This window comes from Mesorhizobium sp. WSM3868 (assembly GCF_002294785.1).
Taxonomy (GTDB): Bacteria; Pseudomonadota; Alphaproteobacteria; order Rhizobiales; family Rhizobiaceae; genus Mesorhizobium.
Window position 1 is genome coordinate 229,929 of the sequence record NZ_NSGB01000001.1, and the last position, 19,694, is coordinate 249,622.

General features: G+C 65.1%; 18 protein-coding genes. 8 read left to right on the forward strand and 10 right to left on the reverse strand.

Going from position 1 to position 19,694, the window contains the following annotated elements; translation table 11 throughout:
• The first annotated feature begins 22 nt into the window (after window positions 1-22).
• From CK221_RS01050 to CK221_RS01065, 4 genes are read left to right on the forward strand one after another with little or no spacing between them, the layout of a single operon-like run.
• A complete protein-coding gene (locus CK221_RS01050) occupies window positions 23-1,048 on the forward strand; it encodes an NAD(P)-dependent oxidoreductase (RefSeq protein ID WP_095776330.1) in 1,026 nt (341 codons plus the stop codon).
• 11 nt (window positions 1,049-1,059) lie between these two features.
• Window positions 1,060-1,998, forward strand: a complete 939-nt coding sequence (locus CK221_RS01055) for a polysaccharide deacetylase family protein (RefSeq protein WP_095776331.1) — start codon at window positions 1,060-1,062, stop codon at window positions 1,996-1,998.
• Window positions 1,999-2,006: 8 nt separating this feature from the next.
• Window positions 2,007-3,341: a dihydroorotase family protein gene (locus CK221_RS01060; protein ID WP_095776332.1), complete on the forward strand. Its 1,335-nt coding sequence runs from the start codon at window positions 2,007-2,009 to the stop codon at window positions 3,339-3,341.
• 10 nt (window positions 3,342-3,351) lie between these two features.
• Window positions 3,352-4,125, forward strand: coding sequence for a glucose 1-dehydrogenase (locus CK221_RS01065; protein WP_095776333.1), 774 nt, complete (start codon window positions 3,352-3,354; stop codon window positions 4,123-4,125).
• A gap of 78 nt (window positions 4,126-4,203) precedes the next feature.
• Here CK221_RS01065 and CK221_RS01070 read toward each other — a convergent pair whose 3' ends face one another.
• From CK221_RS01070 to CK221_RS01110, 9 genes are read right to left on the reverse strand one after another with little or no spacing between them, the layout of a single operon-like run.
• A complete protein-coding gene (locus CK221_RS01070; RefSeq protein ID WP_179295054.1) occupies window positions 4,204-5,106 on the reverse strand; it encodes an SMP-30/gluconolactonase/LRE family protein in 903 nt (300 codons plus the stop codon).
• Between the two features lie 34 nt (window positions 5,107-5,140).
• Window positions 5,141-6,685: a trimethylamine methyltransferase family protein gene (locus tag CK221_RS01075; protein ID WP_095776669.1), complete on the reverse strand. Its 1,545-nt coding sequence runs from the start codon at window positions 6,683-6,685 to the stop codon at window positions 5,141-5,143.
• A 13-nt stretch (window positions 6,686-6,698) separates the two neighbouring features.
• On the reverse strand, window positions 6,699-7,667 hold the full coding sequence (locus CK221_RS01080; RefSeq protein ID WP_095776335.1) for a D-2-hydroxyacid dehydrogenase: 969 nt from the start codon (window positions 7,665-7,667) through the stop codon (window positions 6,699-6,701).
• Window position 7,668: 1 nt separating this feature from the next.
• Window positions 7,669-8,586 (reverse strand): dihydrodipicolinate synthase family protein, encoded by a 918-nt coding sequence (locus CK221_RS01085; RefSeq protein ID WP_095776336.1) that lies wholly within the window; start codon window positions 8,584-8,586, stop codon window positions 7,669-7,671.
• Window positions 8,583-9,182, reverse strand: a complete 600-nt coding sequence (locus CK221_RS01090; protein ID WP_095776337.1) for a hypothetical protein — start codon at window positions 9,180-9,182, stop codon at window positions 8,583-8,585. Before CK221_RS01090 ends, CK221_RS01085 begins: the two co-directional genes overlap by 4 nt.
• 2 nt (window positions 9,183-9,184) lie before the next feature.
• Window positions 9,185-12,034, reverse strand: coding sequence for a 2Fe-2S iron-sulfur cluster-binding protein (locus CK221_RS01095; protein ID WP_095776338.1), 2,850 nt, complete (start codon window positions 12,032-12,034; stop codon window positions 9,185-9,187).
• Window positions 12,031-12,288: a sarcosine oxidase subunit delta gene (locus tag CK221_RS01100; RefSeq protein ID WP_095776339.1), complete on the reverse strand. Its 258-nt coding sequence runs from the start codon at window positions 12,286-12,288 to the stop codon at window positions 12,031-12,033. Before CK221_RS01100 ends, CK221_RS01095 begins: the two co-directional genes overlap by 4 nt.
• Window positions 12,289-12,290: 2 nt before the next feature.
• Entirely contained in the window at window positions 12,291-13,532 is a 1,242-nt protein-coding gene (locus tag CK221_RS01105; RefSeq protein WP_066989151.1) for an FAD-dependent oxidoreductase, read from the reverse strand.
• The gene (locus CK221_RS01110) at window positions 13,522-14,922 is read right to left on the reverse strand and encodes an MmgE/PrpD family protein (RefSeq protein WP_095776340.1); all 1,401 of its coding nucleotides are present in this window, start codon (window positions 14,920-14,922) and stop codon (window positions 13,522-13,524) included. Before CK221_RS01110 ends, CK221_RS01105 begins: the two co-directional genes overlap by 11 nt.
• Before the next feature lie 167 nt (window positions 14,923-15,089).
• Between CK221_RS01110 and CK221_RS01115 the strand changes: the two genes are divergently transcribed.
• Window positions 15,090-15,983, forward strand: a complete 894-nt coding sequence (locus tag CK221_RS01115) for a LysR substrate-binding domain-containing protein (RefSeq protein ID WP_095776670.1) — start codon at window positions 15,090-15,092, stop codon at window positions 15,981-15,983.
• 96 nt (window positions 15,984-16,079) lie between these two features.
• On the opposite strand, the gene CK221_RS01120 is transcribed toward CK221_RS01115, so the two are convergent.
• Window positions 16,080-16,982, reverse strand: coding sequence for a GNAT family N-acetyltransferase (locus CK221_RS01120; RefSeq protein WP_095776341.1), 903 nt, complete (start codon window positions 16,980-16,982; stop codon window positions 16,080-16,082).
• 252 nt (window positions 16,983-17,234) lie between these two features.
• On the opposite strand from CK221_RS01120, the gene argE reads away from it, so the two are divergent.
• From argE to CK221_RS01135, 3 genes are read left to right on the forward strand one after another with little or no spacing between them, the layout of a single operon-like run.
• Window positions 17,235-18,359 carry an acetylornithine deacetylase gene (gene argE / locus CK221_RS01125; RefSeq protein WP_095776342.1) on the forward strand — a complete coding sequence of 375 codons (1,125 nt, stop codon included), beginning with the start codon at window positions 17,235-17,237 and terminating at the stop codon, window positions 18,357-18,359.
• A gap of 13 nt (window positions 18,360-18,372) precedes the next feature.
• On the forward strand, window positions 18,373-19,296 hold the full coding sequence (locus CK221_RS01130) for a glyoxylate/hydroxypyruvate reductase A (RefSeq protein WP_095776343.1): 924 nt from the start codon (window positions 18,373-18,375) through the stop codon (window positions 19,294-19,296).
• 23 nt (window positions 19,297-19,319) lie between these two features.
• A complete protein-coding gene (locus tag CK221_RS01135; protein ID WP_095776671.1) occupies window positions 19,320-19,673 on the forward strand; it encodes a cupin domain-containing protein in 354 nt (117 codons plus the stop codon).
• The last annotated feature ends 21 nt before the right edge of the window (window positions 19,674-19,694 follow it).

The following is a 19,694-nucleotide window of genomic DNA, read 5'->3' on the forward strand; positions in this document are numbered from 1 at the left end:
CCAGCATAGGAGGCTTCAAGACATGACCCTTCTCGTCACAGGCGGCACCGGCTTCGTCATGAGTGTGGTGGCGCGTGCCTGGCTGGACCGCGACCCTGGCGCGCGCGCCGTCATCCTGGATCGCGCCGGCCTCGACGCCGCGGCCGAAAGGCATTTCGCTCCGGTGCGCGACCGGCTCAAAGTGATCAGCGCGGATATCCTCGACCCGACGGGGTGGTCCGGCGCGCTCGACAACGAGCACGTCACCGCGATCGTACATGGCGCGACCATCACACCGATTTCGCGCGGCAGCGCCTTGGAGGCCAAGCGCCAGCCGGAGGCCGAGGACCCGGCTCGCATCGTCGATGTCAATCTCATGGGCACCGTGCGCATGCTCGAATGGGCACGCGCGCGGGCCAACGTCAAGCGCTTCGTCTATGTCAGTTCGGGAGCCATCTATCGGCACAATGGCCCCGACTGGAGCGGCGAGCCGCTGCCGGAGGACGGCTACGTCGCGCCCTTGACGCTTTACGGCATCTCCAAATTCGCCTCCGAGATGGTGACCAACCGCTATGCCGACCTCTTCGGCCTGTCGGCGGTTTCGGTCCGGCTTGCTTCCGTCTACGGCCCGATGGATCGCGCGACCGAGAGCCGCAACTTCCGCCATGTCCCCAACCGTGTTGCGCACATGGCCCTGGCCGGCGAAACGATCCGGCCGAACAGTCTGGAGCCGGTGGGCGACTATCTTGCCTCGACCGATGTCGCTGCCGCGATCCTCGCGCTGCTCGATGCGCCGCGCCTCAATTACCGCCACTACAATATCGGCTCCGGCTCCAGCCAGACCATCGGCGAGATCATCGCCTGGGCAAAGGAGCGCGTTCCGGCGCTGAAGGTTGAGGTGACGCCCGGAGAAGACGCCAATATCGTACAGGACGTGTCGCTGAAAGGCGGCATGTGGGGCGCCTACGACATCGCGAGGATCATGCGCGATACGGCATGGCGGCCGCGCCCGGGCAAGGAGGCGTTCCACGCCTATATGGACTGGATTTCGGCCAACGAGACGAAGTGAGAGGGATTGCCATGACAAGCGCTGCCTCACAACCGGTCCAGCCGCGCGACTTCGTCGGCTATGGACCGAACCCGCCCTATGTCACCTGGCCGGGCGGCGCGACAGTCGCGATCAATCTCGTGCTGAACTACGAGGAAGGGTCGGAGTACAACTGGCTGGATGACGGCCGCAACGACAATTGGGGCGAATACAACAACCCCGGCCTTTCACCGCATCGCGACCTCGGCACCGAAACGCATTTCGAATATGGCAGCCGCGCCGGCGTCTGGCGGCTGGCTCGGCTGTTCGACCGCTACGATGTGCCGATCACGGTGTCGGCTTGCGCGGTGGCGCTGGAGAAGAATCCCGCCGTCGCCAAGTGGATGAATGCGCGCGGCCACGACCTGCTCGGTCACGGGCTGCGCTGGACCGATTATCCCGGCATGCCGCGCGAGGAAGAGGAGCGGCAGTTGCACGAAGCGATCGCGCTTTACGAGAAGGTGCTTGGCCGGCGCCCGCTCGGCTGGAACTGCCGCTCGTTTCCAAGCGTCAACACCCGCGATCTGCTGGTGCGCGAGGGCGGCTTTCTCTACCATTCCGATCCCTGCAACGACGAGCTGCCCTATTTCGTCGACCATGGTGAGGAGAAAATCCTGGTCGTGCCCTATTCCAAGACGCTCAACGACAGCCGCTTCCTCATCGCGCCGGGTTACAGCAATCCGCGCGACTTCGCCGAGGATTGCCGCTCGGCCATCGATTACATGCTTTGGGAGGCGGAAGAGACGGGCGGACGGATGCTCAACATCTGCGTGCACGCGCGCTGGATGGGTCAGCCGAACCGGGCGTCCGGCCTGCGCGAGGTGATCGAGCACGTGCAAAAGACGCCGGGGGCGATCTTCATGCGGCGCGCCGACATCGCGCGGTACTGGCTCGACAATCACCGGACGTTTGCCGGCAAGCGTGCCGGCTGAACAGCGGAATGTTCGAAGCCCTCATCACCGGCGCGACGATCGTCAACGCGGAGGGCGAAGCCCGCCGCGACATTGCCATCAACGCCGGCAGGATCGCGGCCCTGATCCAGCCAGGAGACGCGGCCGAAGCACGGAAGGTGATCGACGCAAGCGGCTGTCTGCTGCTGCCCGGTCTCGTCGATGCGCACGCGCATCTGCGCGAACCGGGACTGACCCACAAGGAAGACTTATCGTCGGGCACGCATGCGGCCGCGCTCGGCGGCGTGACGACGGTGCTCGACATGCCGACCGACGAGCCCTGGACGGCGACGGCAGACCAGCTTGCCGAGAAGATGTCGATGGCCGAAGGCAAGCTCAACGTCGATGTCGGCTTCCAGGCTGTTGTCAGCGAGAGGCTGGACAGTCTCGAAAGGCTCGCGGCGCTTGCCCCGGTGTCGTTCGAGCTTTTCACGGCGGATGTCCCAGAGCCGTTTCTTTTTCCGACGGTGGACACCGTTCTTCACGCGCTCAAGCGGATGAGCTCGCTCAAGACGATCGTCGGCATCTCGCCCGGCGATCAATCGCTGCTCGTGGGCAGCGCCGCGCGCGTTCATTCTGGCGACATCGCAGCGTTCCGCGAAAGCCGGCCACCACTGGCCGAGGCCAATGGCATCGCGCGGGCGCTGCTGGCGGCGGCCGAGACCGGCGCGCGCGTTCATGTCCGCCAGATCAACTCGGCGCTCGGCGTCGAGACCTGGCGGCGCCTGCGCGATCTTGCCGATGCCAGCGTCGAGACGACACCCCAGAACCTGTTCTTCTGCGCGGACGACTACGAAAAGCGAGGCGCGCGACTGAAGGGATCACCGCCGTTCCGGCCGAGGCAAGATGTGCAGCGGCTTCGCGAGGCTGTAGCGGCCGGGCTGATCGACGTCATCGCCACCGATCACGCGCCACACAGCCCTGCCGAGAAGGCCGCCGACTATCCGGCTTTCGCGCACATCCCGGGCGGTATGCCCGGACTGCAGACGCTGCTCTCCGTCATGCTCAAGCTCGTCGACGAAGGCCTGATTGGGCTGCGCGACATCGCGCGCCTGTGCGCGGCCAATCCGGCCGACCGGTTCGGGCTTGGCCGGCGCAAGGGCAGGCTGGCCGTCGGCCACGATGCCGACATCCTCGTCATCGACCCGACGCGAACCTTTGCCATCCGCGATGCCGACCAGAAATCAAAGGCCGGCTACACGCCGTTTGACGGTTGGAGCATTTCAGCAAGCTTGCGGCAGGTGTTCCTGCGCGGCGAGGAAATCATGCGTGACGGCGCGCTGGTCAAGTCGGGACAAGGCCAAGTGGTGCGGCGGGAAAGCTGAGGCGGGCAAGATGGGTCTTCTGGACGGCAAGGTTGCCATTGTCACCGGCGCGAGCTCCGGCATCGGCCGCGCCATCGCGCAACGCTACGCGCAAGACGGCGCGAAGGTGGTGATCGCCGATACGCGCGAGGGGCCTATCGAAGGCGGCGAGACATCGGTCCGGCTGATCGAAGCGGCTGGCGGTGAGGCGATCTTCATCACCACGGACATTGCCGATCAGCAGGCCGTCATAACCATGATGCGGCAGGCGGTGGACCGGTTCGGGCGGCTGGATATCCTGGTCAACAACGCCGCGATCTACACCTCGACCAATCTGCTCGAGACCACGCCGGAGCAATGGGCGAAGGTGATCGACGTCAACGTCGCCGGCTTCTTCTACTGCTCGCAACAGGCGGTTCTGCAAATGCTCAAGCAGGAGCCGGTCAACGGCGTACGCGGGCGCATCATCAATATCGCCTCGCAGCACGGTATGGTCGCCTGCCCAGGCGATTTCCCCTATTCGGTCAGCAAGGGCGCGATCGTGCAGATGACGCGCCAGATCGCGGTCGATCACGCCGACGACCTGATCGTCTGCAATGCGATAGCTCCCGGCAAGATCATCACCGGCAAGCCGGGCATCGCCAACGATCCAGATGCGCTCGACTATTCGCGCCGTCGCACGCCATGGCCGCGGCTTGGCGAGCCGAACGATGTCGCCGGCGCGGCGCTTTTCCTGGCCAGCGACCTTGCGACATACGTCACCGGGATCAACCTGATGGTGGACGGCGGCTGGATGGCCGGCTGAGCGGTCATCGCGCGAAAGCAAAGGCCGGCTGCAAAGCGGCCGGCCTCCTTTCCTATGCGACGATCACGACGATCGCAGCTACTTATTCGGCACTTCGTAGACCTTGCCGTGCCAAGGTGCTGCATCGATCTGGTCGAGGGCCATCACGTAAAGCTCCTTTTCATCGGGCCCGAAGGCGAAGTTCGGCATGGACGGCGACGGCACCGAAAGCGTGCGCAAGAGCTTGGCGTCCTTGTCCACCACTATGATCTTGCCCGGCGCGTCGAGCGAGCGCGGGCTCTGGCCGATATACATCTCGCCGGCATTGTCCATCTTGATGCCGTCCGGCCAGATATGCGGCTGGTTCGGGAACAGATCGTCGAGCCGAAGGAAGACGCGACGGTTGCTCAAGCTGTGATCGGCCCCGACATCGAACTCGATGATGCGGTTGTCCTCGGTTTCGACCAGGTAGAGCATCTTGCCGTCGTTCGACATGACCAGCCCATTGGCATTGTGCAGGTCGCCAGCCACCTTCTTCACGCTGCCGTCCTTGCCGATGTAGTAGGCCGACGCGTCGATCAGCGGACCGCCCTTGCCGGAGCCGGTGAAGTAGATGCCGCCGTCCTTGTCCGGCGCGAAATCATTGGGGCCGCTGAACGGCTTGCCGTCGGTGTCCTTGTCGTAGGCCGGCAGCGTCTTGCCGTCGGCCGAGATGCGGCCGATCGTGTTGTTGTCGTAGCAGGTGACGACGAATTCGCCCGTCGAAGTCGGCAGCACGGCCGAAGGGCCGCAGCCATCCATCTTCCAGAAAATCGCGTTCTTCTTGCCGTCCCACACGTCCACAGTGCCGCGGCCGTATTCGACGTAGAAAAGCTTGTCCTGGTACCAGATCGGGCCCTCGGCGAACCAGGCGTCGTCATTGACCACCTTGACGTTCGCGGCGTGTGCCGATGCGGTAAGAGCGAGGGCTAACACTGTGCCCAGCAAATGCTGTCTTGTCATGCGCTTCCCCTTTCTTTCGTTGAACTCCAGGCGCTTAGGGCTCGCCGGCGCCGATCTCCTCCTTGCGGCGCGCGACATAGGCGTCCAGCTCCTCGCGGATGGCTGGATCCATAACCGGTTCCTCGTAGTCGCTGAGTGCCTGCCGCCAGAGCTGCGTCGCCCGCTCCAGCGCATCGTGGCCGCCCGCTTCCTGCCAGCTGCCGTAATTTTGCCAATTGGACAGCATCGGCCGGTAGAAGGCGGTCTCGTAGCGCGCCATGGTGTGCTCCGACCCGAAGAAATGTCCGCCGGTCGGCACGGCCTTGATCGCCTCGAAGCCGAGGTCGTCCTCCTCGAACGGCATCGGCCGCAGGAACTCCATCATGTTCTGCAGGATCTCGACGTCGAGGACGAGCTTCTCGTAGGAGGCTGTCAGCCCGCCCTCCAGCCATCCGGCGGCGTGATAGATCAGGTTCGCGCCGCCGAGCACCGCGCCCCAGGTCGCCATCTCGGTCTCATAGGCCGCCTGCAGGTCGACCACATTGGAGGCATTGGCGTTGGAGGTGCGGTAAGGAAGGTTGTAGCGCCGCGCCAGCTGTCCGGCGACGATGTTGGCCTTGGCGTTCTCCGGCGTGCCGAAGGCGGGCGCGCCGGAGCGCATGTCGACATTGGACGTGAAGGCGCCATACATCACCGGCGTGCCGGGATTGACCAGTTGCGTCAGCGTCACGCCGAACAGGGCCTCGGCATTCTGCTGCGCAAGAGCGGCGGCCAGCGTCACGGGGGTCATGGCGCCCATCAGGGTGAAGGGCGTGATCGTCACCGGCTGGCCGTGCTCGGCCATGGCGATCAGGCCTTCGGCCATCGCCTCGTCGAACAGGCGCGGCGAGTTGACGGAAATAATCGTCGTGACCCCCGGCGAATTGCGCAGTGCCTCGATGGTCGTGCCGCGTGCGATCGCCGTCATGGCGATGCTATCCATGGCGCGGCCGCGGCCGATCGCCGAGCAATGGAAGCTCAGATCCGACAGCGTGAGATTGGCGCGATAGGTGTCGAGATGGCGCGAATTCGCCGGCAGCTCCATAGGCGCCACCACCTGGTTGCCGATGATATGGATCGCGTTGAAATGATGCGCGAGGCGGATGAAGTTCTCATAGTCAGCCAGATTGCCCTGCCGGCGGCCGTTGATGCGGTCATGCACATTGGGCGGCCCGGCGACCAGCCCGAACACCAGCGAATTGCTGCCGATGCGGATCTGCTTGTCCGGATTGCGCGAGCTTAGCGAGAAGGACGATGGCGCGTTCCTAAGCGCTTCTCTGACGATACTCTCGTCGATCCGCACCGTGTTCTCGGCCCGATCAACGATGGCGCCCGCGGCCTCGAAGATACCCAGCACCTTCTCGCCCATGACGCGGATGCCGAGTTCGGACAGGATGCGCATCGAGGTGCGGTGGAGCTTGTCCATCTGCTCCTCGTCGAGGATCTGCATCGGCGCGTAGGGGTTTGTGACCCGCTGCCAGGGCAGTTGCGCAATGCCGCCGCCACTGCGCCCGGCCGCTCTGGTGCGCCGTCCGCCGCTTCGCCTGTCATGCGCTGTCATCGGCCTGTCCTCCTTAATAGCCGCGTCCCGGATCGACGACATTCGCCAAAGGCTCGCCACGCCGGTAGCGGGTGAGATTCTCGGCAAACATGCGTGCCGACTTCACGTCCCAGCCGTCGTAGACGGACGAGCAATGCGGCGTGACGATCACGTTCTCGTAGCCCCACAGCTGATGCGCCGGCGGCAGCGGCTCGACGGCGAAGACGTCGAGCGCCGCGCCCTTGATCCGGCCACCGTCGAGCGCCGCAAGGAGCGCCGCCTCGTCGACGATGCCGCCGCGGGAAACGTCGATCAGCACTGCCGAAGGCTTCATCGCCGCGAAGGCTTCGCTGCCCACAATGCCACGTGTGCTTTCGAGCAGCGGCACGGCGCACAAGATGAAATCGGCACGGCCCCACAGCCTGGGCAGGTCGGCCATGCCGTGCACCTCATCGATGTAGTCGGTCGGCTTCGGCCTGGCGCGCACGCCCAGGGTCGTCATGCCGAAGGCCCTGGCCCGGGCGGCGACCGCCTGCCCCGTCTTGCCGAGCCCAAGGATCAGCAGCGTCTTGCCCTGGATCGGCTCGACCTTGCCGGCCGTCCAACTCCTGGCAGCCTGCTCGCGCGCGAAGCCGCGCAGGCCAAGAGAGAAGGAAAGCATCGCGCCGAAGACATATTCGGCCATCATGTCGGCGGCGACGCCGGCCGAATTGGTTATCGTCACCTTGGTCGGATCCCAGGGGCGCAGGTGATCGGTGCCGGAGCCGCCGACCGAAACCCAGCGCACGGTCGGGCTCTCGACCAGCGCCGCGCGCGGATAGTGCGATCCCCGGTCGAATTTGATGGTGAACACCACCTCGGCGCCGGTGTCCGCAATCAGGTCGGGAAGCGCCTCGTAGCTGTCGCAGCCAAGCACCCTGATATCTGGATGGGTTTCCGCCAGCACCGCAATCGGCCCGTCCGGCGCGTCGCTGCTGACGATGATTGTCGGCCGCGCGGACATTTCAGCCCCGCCTCGGACCTGGAATGTGATCGGCAAGAGGACCCAGCGCCTCGAGCAAAGCCTTGCCTGCCTGCGGGCTGGTGTTCTCATGCGGCGCGCGCAGATTGAGCCAGCGCTGGTCGCCGGAGCGCACGGCAAGTGCCGCTTTCATGCCGCCGATCAGCCCGGCGGTCTGAACCGCCTTTCGAAATTCCTTTATGGCGGCATCGGCGGCTGAGACGTCGCGGCCGGCGCGGGCGCCGTCATACACGGCGCGTATAGCCCTGGCGTTGAGGTTCACGGAAGCGGAAATGCAGCCCGCCGCGCCAGCGGCCAGGCCTTGGGTAAGCTGGCCCTCGGAACTCGGGAAGACGGACACGTTGGGCGCCGCCGCGATCACGGCGGCGGTGTTGTCCCAGGTCCCGGCACTGTCCTTGTAGGCGACAACGGTTTCGGGAAATGCCGCGTTGAGCCGCGCCGTCAGCGCCGGCGATACCGACACCCCGGAATTCTGCGGGATGTGATAGAGGATCAGCTTGAGCTTCGGGCTGGCGACTTTCTCGACCAGTTCCGAATAGTAGCGCGCCTGCCCGTCATCGCCCGCCGCGGTGTAGAAGAACGAGGGCAGCACCATGACGCCGGCGCAGCCGAGTTCCAGGGCATGCCGGCTGAGTTCGAGCGTCTCGGGCAGCGCGGTCACGCCTGTGCCGGGCATCATCTTATCCGCCGGGATGCCGGCCTCGGCCAGCCACTCCAGGGCTTGCATGCGTTCGCGCGGCGACAGCGACAGCGCCTCGCCGGTCGTCCCAAACGGCGAAAGGTGATGCGCGCCCTGAGCAAGCACCCATTTCGCATGGTTGACCCACAGATCGCGGGCGACGCTGCCGTCTTTGTCGAAGGGCGTCAGGATGGGCGCAATGACGCCTTGCACGCTGTTCATCGATGGTTCTCCCGGGTCGTCGTGTCGCCGTCGGCGAGCTGCGCCGCCGCGTCGACTGTTCTGATAAAGAATGCTGTCGAGGCGATGTCGAAGAAGATATCGAAGCCCCCCACGCTGCGCACAAGCACGGCTTCGAGATGGGCGACGCGCGTCTGCGCGATCTCGTCATCGGCAAAACGGGCAGGCCTGAGGTCCAGTGCGCAAAGCCTCGCCATCACCGCTTCTGCCGACTGGCCGGAAAGTCGCATCCAGCTCCAGCCCTCCTCGCGCCAGGACCAATAGCCGCGCGGGTCCTTCTCGGCCTGCCAGTCGGCAATAAGCTTTGCGGCGGCGCCACCGGCCCCTATATCGTCAATCGCCAGGAAATCTTCGCTGCCAAGTCTTAGCAGCCTGACGCCGCCCTGTATGGCGATGCGATTGACGGGCGGTAAGGAGAGACCCTGCGCTTCGAGCCAGGCTGAACTGCCCGGACCCTTGATGCCGAAGCGCGATCGGGCCGTCAGATCGGTCACTATCAGCTGCCCGTTTGGCAGAACTGCTTCGGCGGCCGAGCCGTCCGGCGACAGGGGAAATGTCCGCATGGCAAGACCGGCCATCGTTACATCTCCTGCCGGACGTTCTGCGGATCAACGAAGGCGTGACCGATCACCGGCACCTGCACCAATTCGCCGCTGCGACACTTCACCGTGACCTTGCTGCCGGGAGCAGCGTCGTCGATATGGACATAGGCCAGCGCGATTGTGTGGCCAAGCGTTGGCGAGAAGCCAATCGAAGTGATCTGCCCAACCGGGTTGCCGCCGCGCAGCACCAGGCAGGACTCGCCGGGGATATTGCTTGCACCCTCGAAAGAGAGACCGACGAGCCGGCGCGTTTCGCCAAGCCTCGTCCGCATCTCGATCGACCGCTTGCCGACGAAGAAGGGCTTCTTCTTCGAAACCGCCCAGCCGAAACCGAGCTCGTCGGGCGTGGTCAGCGCGTCGGTATCCTGGCCGATCAGGATATGCCCCTTTTCAAGCCGGAGCATGCGAGAGGCTTCGAGTCCATAGGGACCCAGGCCATGCGGCTTGCCGGCCTCGGACAAAGCGTCCCACAGCGCGACCGCGTAGCTCGAAGGACAGTGGAGCTCGTAGCTCACCTCGCCCGTGAAGCCGATCCGCATCACACGCACCGGCACGCCGGCCAGCATGCCTTCGCGCCCGTGGAGATAAGGGAAAGCGTCGCGCGAGAATTCGATATCGCCATCTAGCGCCTGCAAGACCTCACGCGCCTTCGGGCCGGTGACGTTGATGCCGGAAAATGCCGCCGTGACGTTGAGCACGTCGACCTTCAGCCGCCACTGCGCATTCCAGAACAGCATGTCGGCCTGCACGCGGGCGACGGCGCCGGTCGTCGCGGTCACGTAGAACAGGTCATCGGCGAGACGATAGGCGACGCCGTCATCGATAACCGTGCCCATCTCGTTGAGCATCAGGCAGTAGCGGACGCGGCCGACGGGCTGGTTGGCATGCGCCATCGTGTACATCCGATCGAGGAAGGCGCCGGCGTCAGGACCGCGGATCTCCAGCTTGCCCAAAGTCGACACGTCGAGCATGCCGACGCCGTTGCGGACCGCGGCGATCTCTTCGCGGACCAGGCCGTCTATCCGGTCTTCCGGCCCGTAAAAATACGGCCGCCGCCAGGCACCGATCGGCTTCATGCGAGCGTTGAGTGCGAGATGGCGCGCATGCAGCGCGGTGCGCCGCTCCAACGGCTCGTGATGGCCGGCGAGCACGCCGAGCTTCTCCGGTCCGGTCGGCGGCCGCGCCGTGGTGACGCCCACCTCGCCAACCCCACGCTCCGTCGCTACGGCGACGATCCGCGCCGTGGCGAGCGCCGAATGGCGGCCCTGGCTAGGCCCCATGCCGACGGTGGAAAAGCGCTTCACCAGTTCGAGTTCGCGATAGCCTTCCTTGACCGCATTCCGCAGGTCTTTGACCTGCAGATCCTCATCGAAATCGACGAAGTCGCGGCCCTTGGCGTCGCCGGCGAGCGGTTGTGCCCAGGCAGCGGGGTCGGGCTCGCATTCGTTCTGCACGTCAGGAGGATCGCCGTGGCCGAGCCGCCCCAGAGCCTCGCGCGCGGCGCGACGCCCGTCGGCCATCGCAGACTGCAACCGCGATTTGCCGGCAACGGCGCCTGCCAGCCGGACGGCCGCGCCCTCCGGCAGACTGAGCGTCGTTCTCGCCGTCGCATCGTCGTAGCCGACTATCGCTCCCGCGTGGCAGGGCAACTGCCAGGCAGGCACCGAGCCGACGGAGACCGCCACGAGATCGCAGTCGATCCAGCGGCTGCCAATGCGGACTCGCGCGACGTGCCTGTTGCCGCGCGTCCCGGACGCTTCCTCGATCGGGGCGCCTGCGAGGATCCCTATCCCTCTGGCCCGAAGCTCACCGGCGCGGTCGCCGGCATTTGGCCGAGGATCGACGATCGCGGCCAGTTCGACGCCAGCCTCGACCAGATCCAGCGCGCAGTCGTAGCCATCGTCATTGGCGGCCAGCACGACTGCCCGCCGGCCAGGCTGCACCGCGTAATGGCGGAGCAATCGTTGCACGGCGCCGCCGGTCATGATGCCAGGCAGATCGTTGTTGCGGAACACCGCCGGCTGCTCGATGGCGCCTGTCGCCAGGACAACCTCGCGGGCGCGGGTTCGGTAGAGCCGGTTGCCCTGGATCAGCGGCAGCCAATTGTCCTCATACCAGCCGTTGCAGATGGTGCCGGTCATGATGCGCAGATTGGGGAGCTTGGCTGCCTTGGCTGCCAGACTGAACAATATGCCCGGATCGCAGCGGCGATAGGTCAGCGAACCGCCAATTTCGGGATTGTCGTCGCACAACAGCACGTCGGCGCCGGCTTGTGCGGCCGAGATCGCAGCCGATAGACCCGCCGGCCCCGCGCCGACGACCAGCAGGTCGCAGTGAAGATGCGCCTTGTCGAAACTCAGATGCGGCGCCTTGACGTCGACGATCCCGAGCCCCGCCTTGCGACGGATCATCGGCTCCCAGAAGCGGAGCCAGCTGTCCTGTCTCGGACCCATGAAGGTGCGGTAGTAGAAGCCGACCGGCAGGAAACGTCCAAAGCGGTCGATCACCGCATCGCGGTCGTTTTCCAGCGAGCCGTTGACGTTCTGCGCCATCACCATCATGCCGTCCTGGAGCGGCGTCAGGTCGGCGGGAACATTCGGCTCCGACGGCAATTGCACCAGCGTGTTCGCTTCCGCGCCGGCCATGGTCATGATGCCGCGCGGCCGGTGGTATTTGAACGAGCGCGACAGGACCCACTGGTCCGAGGCCGCCAGCGCGCTGGCGATGCAGTCGCCGGCAAAGCCATGATAAGCCTTGCCTTCGAAGGTGAAGCGGATAGGCCGCGTCCGGTCGAGGCGCGAGCCGTATGGCGTGCCAAGCCGCGTCATGGCCGGCTCCCAGGGGCGTAGGTGCGGATGATCTCGTTGGTGACGACGTCGCGCTCGGCGAGGAAGAAGAAGTTGCTCGGCACGTGCCGCCACCACTCGACCACCACACCTTTTCGATTGTCCGCGCGGAAGAGATGCCTTGCCCACTCTGCGTCGGCGGCAGCGTCCGCATCGGGCCCCTGCCGCAGCGGACCGAAGGACTGGAATTCGTCGATGTTGCGCGGGCCGTTCATGGGGCAGTCAAGCAGCTTCATGGTCAGTGGCTCGCCGCCGTGGCGCCCATTTCGTTGAGCAGTCGGAACTTCTCGAAGCGCTCCAGCGCAAACGGCTTCAGCAGGTCGGGAACCCGGCCCCTGGCGATGGTTTCCGCCAGGCGCTTGCCGGCGACCGCAGTCGCCTTGAAGCCCCAGGTGCCCCAGCCGCAATCGAGCCACAGATTGGCGAGCGGGCTGGCGCCCATGATCGGGCTGTAGTCCGGCGTCATGTCGGTGATGCCGGCCCATTGCCGCAGCAGCCGAACGCCTTGCAGGAAGGGAAAGAGATGCACGGCGCCTTCCGCCAGATGCTCCTTCATGTCCAGCGTCGAGCGGGTCGAATAGAGCTGGTACGGATCCGAGCCGCCACCGATGACGATCTCGCCGCGCGAAGACTGCACCAGATAGGTGTGCAGCGACACGGACGAGACCAGCGTGTGGAGCCAGGGCTTCAGCGGCTGCGTCACCATTGCCTGCAAGGGGTAGCAGCGGATCGGCAGTTCCACGCCGGCCATCATGGCAACATCGTAGTTCATGCCGCCGGCGGCGATGAGCACGGAGCCGCAGGCGACCCGTCCGCGGTTCGTCACCACAGCGCGCACCTGACCGTTCTCGACCTCAAAACCTTGAACTTCGGTGCGCTGGTGGATTTCGGCGCCGCGGCGCGAGGCCTGCGCGGCGAAGCCCCAGGCAACCGCATCGTGGCGGGCCGTGCCGCCGTCGGCATGCCAGAGGCCGCCGAGAATCTCGAGCGCACCGCCGCGATCCATGTTGAGTTCGGGCACCAGCTTCTCGATCTCTTTTGCGTCGATCACCTCGGTGCGCGTGCCCATATGCTTGCCCATCTCGGCGCGCAGATGGAAGGCGCGCAGCGTCGCTTCCGTGTGTGCGAGCGTCAGCTGGCCGCGCTGCGAGAACATGACGTTGAAGTCGAGTTCCTGCGACAGCGCTTCGAAGAGCGAAACGCCTTCCTTGTAGAAAGCGACGCCTTCCTGGGTGATGTAATTGGAGCGGATCGTCGTGGTGTTGCGTGCCGTATTGCCTCCGGCCAGATAGCCTTTTTCGAGCACCGCGATGCTGGCGATACCATGGTATTTCGACAGATAATGCGCGCAGGCCAAACCATGCCCGCCGCCACCGACGATGACCACGTCATAGGACGGCTTCAGCTCAGGCGTCGCGGGAATGTCGCCCGTCACCGGATAGTCGCGGCTAAGCCCGTATTTGAGCAGCCTAAGCGGCATGGCTGCCCTGGCCGCCAGGAGGATCGTAGACGAGAGCGGTCAGCTCGGAAAACCGGCGGTCGGCGTCGATCAGGCCGAGAATACCGTCCCGGATCGCGGCGGCCCTGGTCGAGCCGAGAACGGGCGACGCAAACTCCATATACTTGGCGACGATATCGGCTTCGCTGAACGGGGCTTCGGGGCCGCCGCGTGCGTGGACATCTCCGGACTCCAGCCGCCGGCCGTCAACCGTCTCGATCTGCACGTCGGCCCAGCGCCCGGCGGGGAAACGGTCGCTGTGCTTCGCCGCCTCGTTCACCTCGACGCGCTTCAGCATGTCCGCGACGGCGGCATCGCGCAGACCCGAGCCCGAAATGTGCTCCACGCCGATCCGACCATGGAGGATTATCGTGGCCACGGCGAAGGGCAGGCTGTACTGCGCCTTTGATGTCGTGTCCGGCATGCCGGCAAACAGCGTCGCCGCATAGTGGAAGCTGTTGACATGGACTTTGCGTATGTCTTCCGGCCGAAGCCCATGCTGCAGGCAAAGCGCGCGCGTCGCGTCGATCGCGGCATGGGCCCAGCGGCAGACCGGATAGGGTTTTATGTATTGCCGGGTCATCTGCCAGAACAGGCCGAGGTCATCCCAATGTGCCGCGACCTCCGGCGCCTCGACAGTGATCGCCGGCGCGCCGGCGAAACCGGCTTCGGCAAGCACGGCGGCCGACAGCCCGACCAGCGCCCCCATGCCTGAGCCGTCGTGAAGCATGGTCGGCGTTGCGATCTCGCGCATCATCTGGCTGCGCGGCCCGTGATACTCGGCGATGCCGAAAGCATGGCGCAGTTGATCGTCGTCAAGCGAAAGCAGGCGGGCCGCGACCGCCGCCACGCCAAGAGAATTCCACGCGCCGGAGGTGTGATAATCGGAGACGGTTGCGTGCAGCGCAATGCCGGCCCGCCCCGCGATCTCATAGCCGACGACGATCGCGGCAAGCGCCTCGGGGCCGGTCAACTCCGGCTTTTCTTCTGCGAGCGCAAGCAGCGCCGGGATAACCGCCACGCCGATGTGCCCCTTGGTCGGCGGGTAACCATCATGGCCGTCGAGATTGTCGGTCTGGGTCGCTGCCGCGAAGGCGGCGCCGGCCATGCTGGCGCGCCTGCCGTCGAAGATCATCCTCGCCGCGTGCCGGTCGGCGCCGGAACCGTAGAGCATAACCGCGGCGTCGCGCGCGATTTGCCCCGCCTGCATCGGGCCGGCGGCGATGGCAATGCCCATCGTGTCGAGGAACTGCAGGGCTGCCGATTTCAGAACATCGCGTGGGAACGCGCCGGCCAACCTGCGCAGCACGAAGTCGGCAACACGGGCAAATGCGGTGGAAGCAGACTCACCTTCCGCCGTCCGCTGGTCCATGGCGCCACCTTTCCCGTCCCGATCGCTCCAAGATAACTACGAATAATTTGGTCTCATGACCCCGGCACGTAATTAGTTTGGCGCCATCGCACAAAAAAATCGAGGTCAAGGCGGTTGCGGAGGCCAACGAAGCCGGTCTAGTTTTCGCTTTGCCAAGGAGCGATCGCATGAAGCCGCCACCCCCACTGAACTATATCCGCTCGTTCGAGTGCTCGGCGCGGCATCTCAGCTTCACCCTTGCTGCCAACGAGCTCGGCTATACCCAGGCGGCCGTCAGCAATCATGTGCGGGGGCTGGAACATTATCTTGGCCGGCAGCTTTTCGTGCGCTATCCGCGCAGCCTGAAGCTGACCGAAATGGGCGAGGCTTTCCTGCCGACGCTGCGGCAGGCGCTCGACCAGATCGATCACGCCACGGAGGCGATCGTCGCCTCCTCGCGCAACAGGACGGTCGTCATCTCCTGTCCGATGAGCCTGGCCGAAAACTGGCTGGCCGGCTGCATGGCGGCGTTCCGGCAAATCCATCCGGAGATCGAGGTCGTTCTGCACGGCACGATCTGGGAAGACCTCAGCGAGCAGATCGCCGACATCACCATCTCGACCCGCCGCTTCGACGACCGCCCTCCGAGTGGCGTTCCGCTGTGGAACGACCAGCTCGCCATCCTCTGCGCACCCGGCCTGCTGTCCGGCCCGAAAGGTCTGCGCTCGCCGCGCGATATCCTCAACGTCGACTGGATCTTCGTGCATGGCCGCCAAGAATATTGGCAATGCATGGGCGACGCGCTGCAGATCGACATTTCGGATTATGAGAAAGGCATCACCACGAACGCCTCGAACATCGCGCTGGAACTGGCGGCGATGGGTGCGGGCTGCGTCGCCACGCAATATTCGCTGGCCAGAACCTATATCAGCCGCGGGCTTCTGGTGGAGCCTTTTCCCGTGCGAGCCGCCAGTCCATGGACCTATTATCTTTCGGAGAGCCAGCTTTCGAAAGGCAGCGTGGTGAGGACCGTCAGAGGCTGGATCATGGAACGAGCCAACGCCCATGTAGAAACCGTTTAGGCTGACGGCTCGGCAGCCATGATGATGACCGTAGCCTCAGCCATGCCCCCGTTTCCCATCCTCCACTCGCGTCCGGGGGAAGGAAGCAATCGACAACTACCCGAGGGTCTGACTTGCTAAGGCATAGGTCTTCGGCCTAGCCGAGCCGCCGTCGGAAAAATCGGCGAGGCATTTGCCCTTCGACATGGTCAGCACCGTGTCGAAGACCGGCATTCCGCTGTGCGACAGGAAGGCGGCGAACTCGCCATTGTCCATGTGCGTGTCGATCCTGAGGAAATATCCCGAATGGTCGGCCACGTGCGGCCTGACGACCGCCAGGGCGTCGGGGTCGCTTCCCGCCACCACCGGCCCTATGACATGGCCCCGTCCGAACGGTCGGCAGAGGGCAAAAGCGGTCAGCTTGTTCCCGTCGAAAAGCCCATAGCCGGCCGATTGCCCGAAGAGCTTTTCAACGAGCGCTGTGCGCCTCACGCCAAATCCCGCCGCGTCCAGCGCGATCGCTGCCGCAATATCGCCCGCGTCCAACGTCCGGACGCTACCGTGCGCCTCCGTCGGCCGGCCCGCTGTCGGCACGCGGGCGATGCCCTGGCATTGATAGACGGTCTTCTCCGGCTGGAAATCGAGGGAGAGATAAAGCCGCCGCGCAGCACGGGTTGCATTGAGGCGCAGATCGCGCCCGGGGATCCTGTCGAAGATCCGCTTCATCAGCCATTGCGCCGCCCCCTGCGTCTGAAGCCGCGGCGAGGTGATGACCATCCCCAAGGTGGCGAAATTGGCGCCGTGCGGGAACCACATGGCCGAACCGAGAGCCCGGCCGATCTCATCGAGCGCCACGAAGCCTTGGCCCGATTCACGCAGGAATTGCCAATCCTCGGCGCGATGCGGCCATCCCACCGACAGGGAGAGCGCGTGCAACCTCTCTAGGTCGACATCTTGGACGTCGCCGATACGCATGGAGAAGGCATCGATTTTCAAGCTCTCGGACGGCTTCACTTCCATGGCCCTGAAAGAACCCTCAAAAATAAAGAACCCTCAAAAATCAACGGGCGAGCAGACCGCTGCCCCGTGCCCGCCAACGCTAGACAAGCAAACCCCACAGGATTTGCTCGAAAGCCGTGCACCAACGCAAGATTCAACTGAAACACTTCCGCTTTCGGCATGCAATCGCGTGGGAACGCACCCATCCTCTGCGGAAATTCGCCAGCATGCGGCATCGATGCCGGCAAAACCCTAAATGCCCTGAGGGCTGGAATGGACGTCTTCGACATCCTCGACCGTCTCGTCGCCTTTCCGTCGGTCGCCGGCAAGCCGAACGGCGACATTGCCGGCTGGATCGAGGCTCATCTCGCCGAACAAGGCGCGAAGGTCACCCTGCTCCCAGGGCCAGAGGGCGACCGTTTCAATCTTTTCGCCACCATCGGCCCGGCCGAGGTTCCGGGCTACATCCTATCCGGTCATATGGACGTCGTCCCCGCCGGCGAGCCGCAATGGAGTTCGGCCCCTTTTTCGCTGCGCCGCGAGAGCGAACGGCTCTACGGACGCGGCACCACCGACATGAAGGGGTTTCTCGCCGCCGCGCTCGCCGCTGTGCCTGCGCTTGTGCGGCTGCGCCTCGCCAGACCGATCCACCTCGCCTTCTCCTATGACGAGGAGATCGGGTGCCGGGGCGTGCCGCATTTGATCGCCGGGCTGCCCGAGCTTTGCGCCAAGCCGCTCGGCGTCATCGTCGGCGAGCCGAGCGGCATGCGCGCCGTGCGAGGCCACAAGGGCAAGGCGGCCGCCCGCGTAATCATCAGCGGCCGCTCCGGCCACTCCTCGCGACCGGATCTTGGGCTTAACGCCATCCATGCGATGTCCGATGTGCTGAGCGCCGCCGTGAGTGAAGCGGAGCGGCTGATGCATGGCCCGTCCGACCCAACCTTCGAGCCGGCCTATTCCTCGCTGCAGGCCGGTGTGATCGCAGGCGGCCAGTCGGTCAACATCATCCCCGACAGCTGCACGCTCGACCTGGAGGCGCGCGCAATACCGGGCATCGAACCGGCTGGCTTGCTCACCCCGGTCAAGGCGCGGGCTGAAGCTCTTGCCGCTCAAGGCTATGTTGTTGAATGGAAGCCGATCAGCGCCTATCCGGCGCTGTCGCTGCCGCAAGACTCGGCTCTGGCGGGACTGCTGCGCGAATTGACCGGCGAAGCGCCTTTAGCAGCCGTCAGCTACGGGACGGAGGCCGGACTTTACCAAGGCTCCGGGCTCGATGCGATCATCTGCGGCCCCGGCGATATCGGGCGCGCCCACAAGCCGGACGAATATATTCTCGCCGGCGAGCTCGCCGCCTGCCAGCAGATGATCGAGGCGCTGGGCGCGCGATGCGCGGCCTGAAGGAGCAGCCGGAATGACATTCCTCTTCAATTCCGACGCGCGGCGTGGCGCGATCTTCGCCGAGGCCTTCGCGAAGGAGTTGCCGGACCTCCCCTTCACGATCGATGCCGCTACGGTCGATCCCGACGCAGTGCGCTACCTGATCACCTGGACGGTGCCGGAGAACCTCGACCGCTACACCAACCTCGAAATCCTGTTCTCCATCGGCGCCGGCGTCGATCAGTTCCGCTTCGACGCGGTGCCCGCGCCGGTGAAGATCGTGCGCATGGTCGAGGAGGGCATCGTGCGCATGATGCAGGAGTATGTGACGCTCGCCGTGCTTGCGCTCCACCGCAACTTGCCGGCCTATCTGGCGCAGCAGCGCGCCGGAGAATGGCGCGACATCCCTCAGCCTCAAGCCGCGTCGCGCCGGATCGGCGTGCTCGGCCTCGGACAGCTTGGCCAAGCCGTCCTCGACCGGCTGAAACCTTTCGGCTTCCAGCTCTCCGGATGGAGCCGCTCCCCGCGGCGGCTCGAAGGGGTGACCTGTTATCATGGCGAGCTTGGGCTGGAGCAGATGCTGGCGGCCAGTGACATACTGATCTGCCTGCTGCCACTGACCGAGGAGACGCGCGGATTTCTGAACGCCGGCCTGTTCGCGAAACTGCCTGACGGGGCGGCTCTCGTTCATACGGGTCGAGGCCCGCAGCTCGATCACGAAGCGCTTGTCGCCGCGCTCGATAGCGGCCATTTGTCGTCGGCGATGATCGACGTGACCGATCCCGAACCGCTGCCCGCGGGACATCCGTTCTGGTCGCATCCGAAGATCATCCTGACTCCGCACATAGCCAGCGTGACCCAACCCGCGACCGCCGCCCAGGCCGTCATCGACAACATCAAGCGCCACCGCGCCGGGCTCGATCCCATCGGGCTCGTCGACCGGTCGCGCGGCTATTGAAACTCAACTGGAAAGGCCATCCTTTGTCCCTGCTCAAGTCCATCGATATCGACCCAAACTTTTCGCCCCGCGAATCGACCGCGCTGCCGGAGCGGCTCATTGCCGGCAATCCCGCCTTCAAAACCTGGGCGCAGGACGTGGCCAAGGACGACCTTGTCCATACCGGCGTCTGGGAGGCCACGCCCGGCGAAACGCGCTCGATCAAGGGGGAAACCTTCGAGTTCTGCCATATCCTCGCCGGCGTGGTCGAAATCACGCCCGACGCCGGCGAAACGGTGACCTACCGGGCCGGCGACAGCTTCGTCATGAAGCCGGGCTTCACGGGTGTTTGGAAGACCATCGAGACCGTGCGCAAGATCTACGTCACAGTGGGCTAGCGAGCGCCCGCGCAGGCCCTG

Coding starts and splice junctions, on each gene's coding strand:
- CK221_RS01100 (WP_095776339.1), bottom strand. CDS start 12,288: ATGAAGCTGCTTGACTGCCCCATGAACGGCCCGCGCAACATCGACGAA.
- CK221_RS01060 (WP_095776332.1), top strand. CDS start 2,007: ATGTTCGAAGCCCTCATCACCGGCGCGACGATCGTCAACGCGGAGGGC.
- CK221_RS01095 (WP_095776338.1), bottom strand. CDS start 12,034: ATGACGCGGCTTGGCACGCCATACGGCTCGCGCCTCGACCGGACGCGG.
- CK221_RS01080 (WP_095776335.1), bottom strand. CDS start 7,667: ATGTCCGCGCGGCCGACAATCATCGTCAGCAGCGACGCGCCGGACGGG.
- CK221_RS01050 (WP_095776330.1), top strand. CDS start 23: ATGACCCTTCTCGTCACAGGCGGCACCGGCTTCGTCATGAGTGTGGTG.
- CK221_RS01070 (WP_179295054.1), bottom strand. CDS start 5,106: ATGACAAGACAGCATTTGCTGGGCACAGTGTTAGCCCTCGCTCTTACC.
- CK221_RS01110 (WP_095776340.1), bottom strand. CDS start 14,922: ATGGACCAGCGGACGGCGGAAGGTGAGTCTGCTTCCACCGCATTTGCC.
- CK221_RS01090 (WP_095776337.1), bottom strand. CDS start 9,182: ATGGCCGGTCTTGCCATGCGGACATTTCCCCTGTCGCCGGACGGCTCG.
- CK221_RS01075 (WP_095776669.1), bottom strand. CDS start 6,685: ATGACAGCGCATGACAGGCGAAGCGGCGGACGGCGCACCAGAGCGGCC.
- argE (WP_095776342.1), top strand. CDS start 17,235: ATGGACGTCTTCGACATCCTCGACCGTCTCGTCGCCTTTCCGTCGGTC.
- CK221_RS01085 (WP_095776336.1), bottom strand. CDS start 8,586: ATGAACAGCGTGCAAGGCGTCATTGCGCCCATCCTGACGCCCTTCGAC.
- CK221_RS01130 (WP_095776343.1), top strand. CDS start 18,373: ATGACATTCCTCTTCAATTCCGACGCGCGGCGTGGCGCGATCTTCGCC.
- CK221_RS01065 (WP_095776333.1), top strand. CDS start 3,352: ATGGGTCTTCTGGACGGCAAGGTTGCCATTGTCACCGGCGCGAGCTCC.
- CK221_RS01105 (WP_066989151.1), bottom strand. CDS start 13,532: ATGCCGCTTAGGCTGCTCAAATACGGGCTTAGCCGCGACTATCCGGTG.
- CK221_RS01055 (WP_095776331.1), top strand. CDS start 1,060: ATGACAAGCGCTGCCTCACAACCGGTCCAGCCGCGCGACTTCGTCGGC.
- CK221_RS01120 (WP_095776341.1), bottom strand. CDS start 16,982: ATGGAAGTGAAGCCGTCCGAGAGCTTGAAAATCGATGCCTTCTCCATG.
- CK221_RS01115 (WP_095776670.1), top strand. CDS start 15,090: ATGAAGCCGCCACCCCCACTGAACTATATCCGCTCGTTCGAGTGCTCG.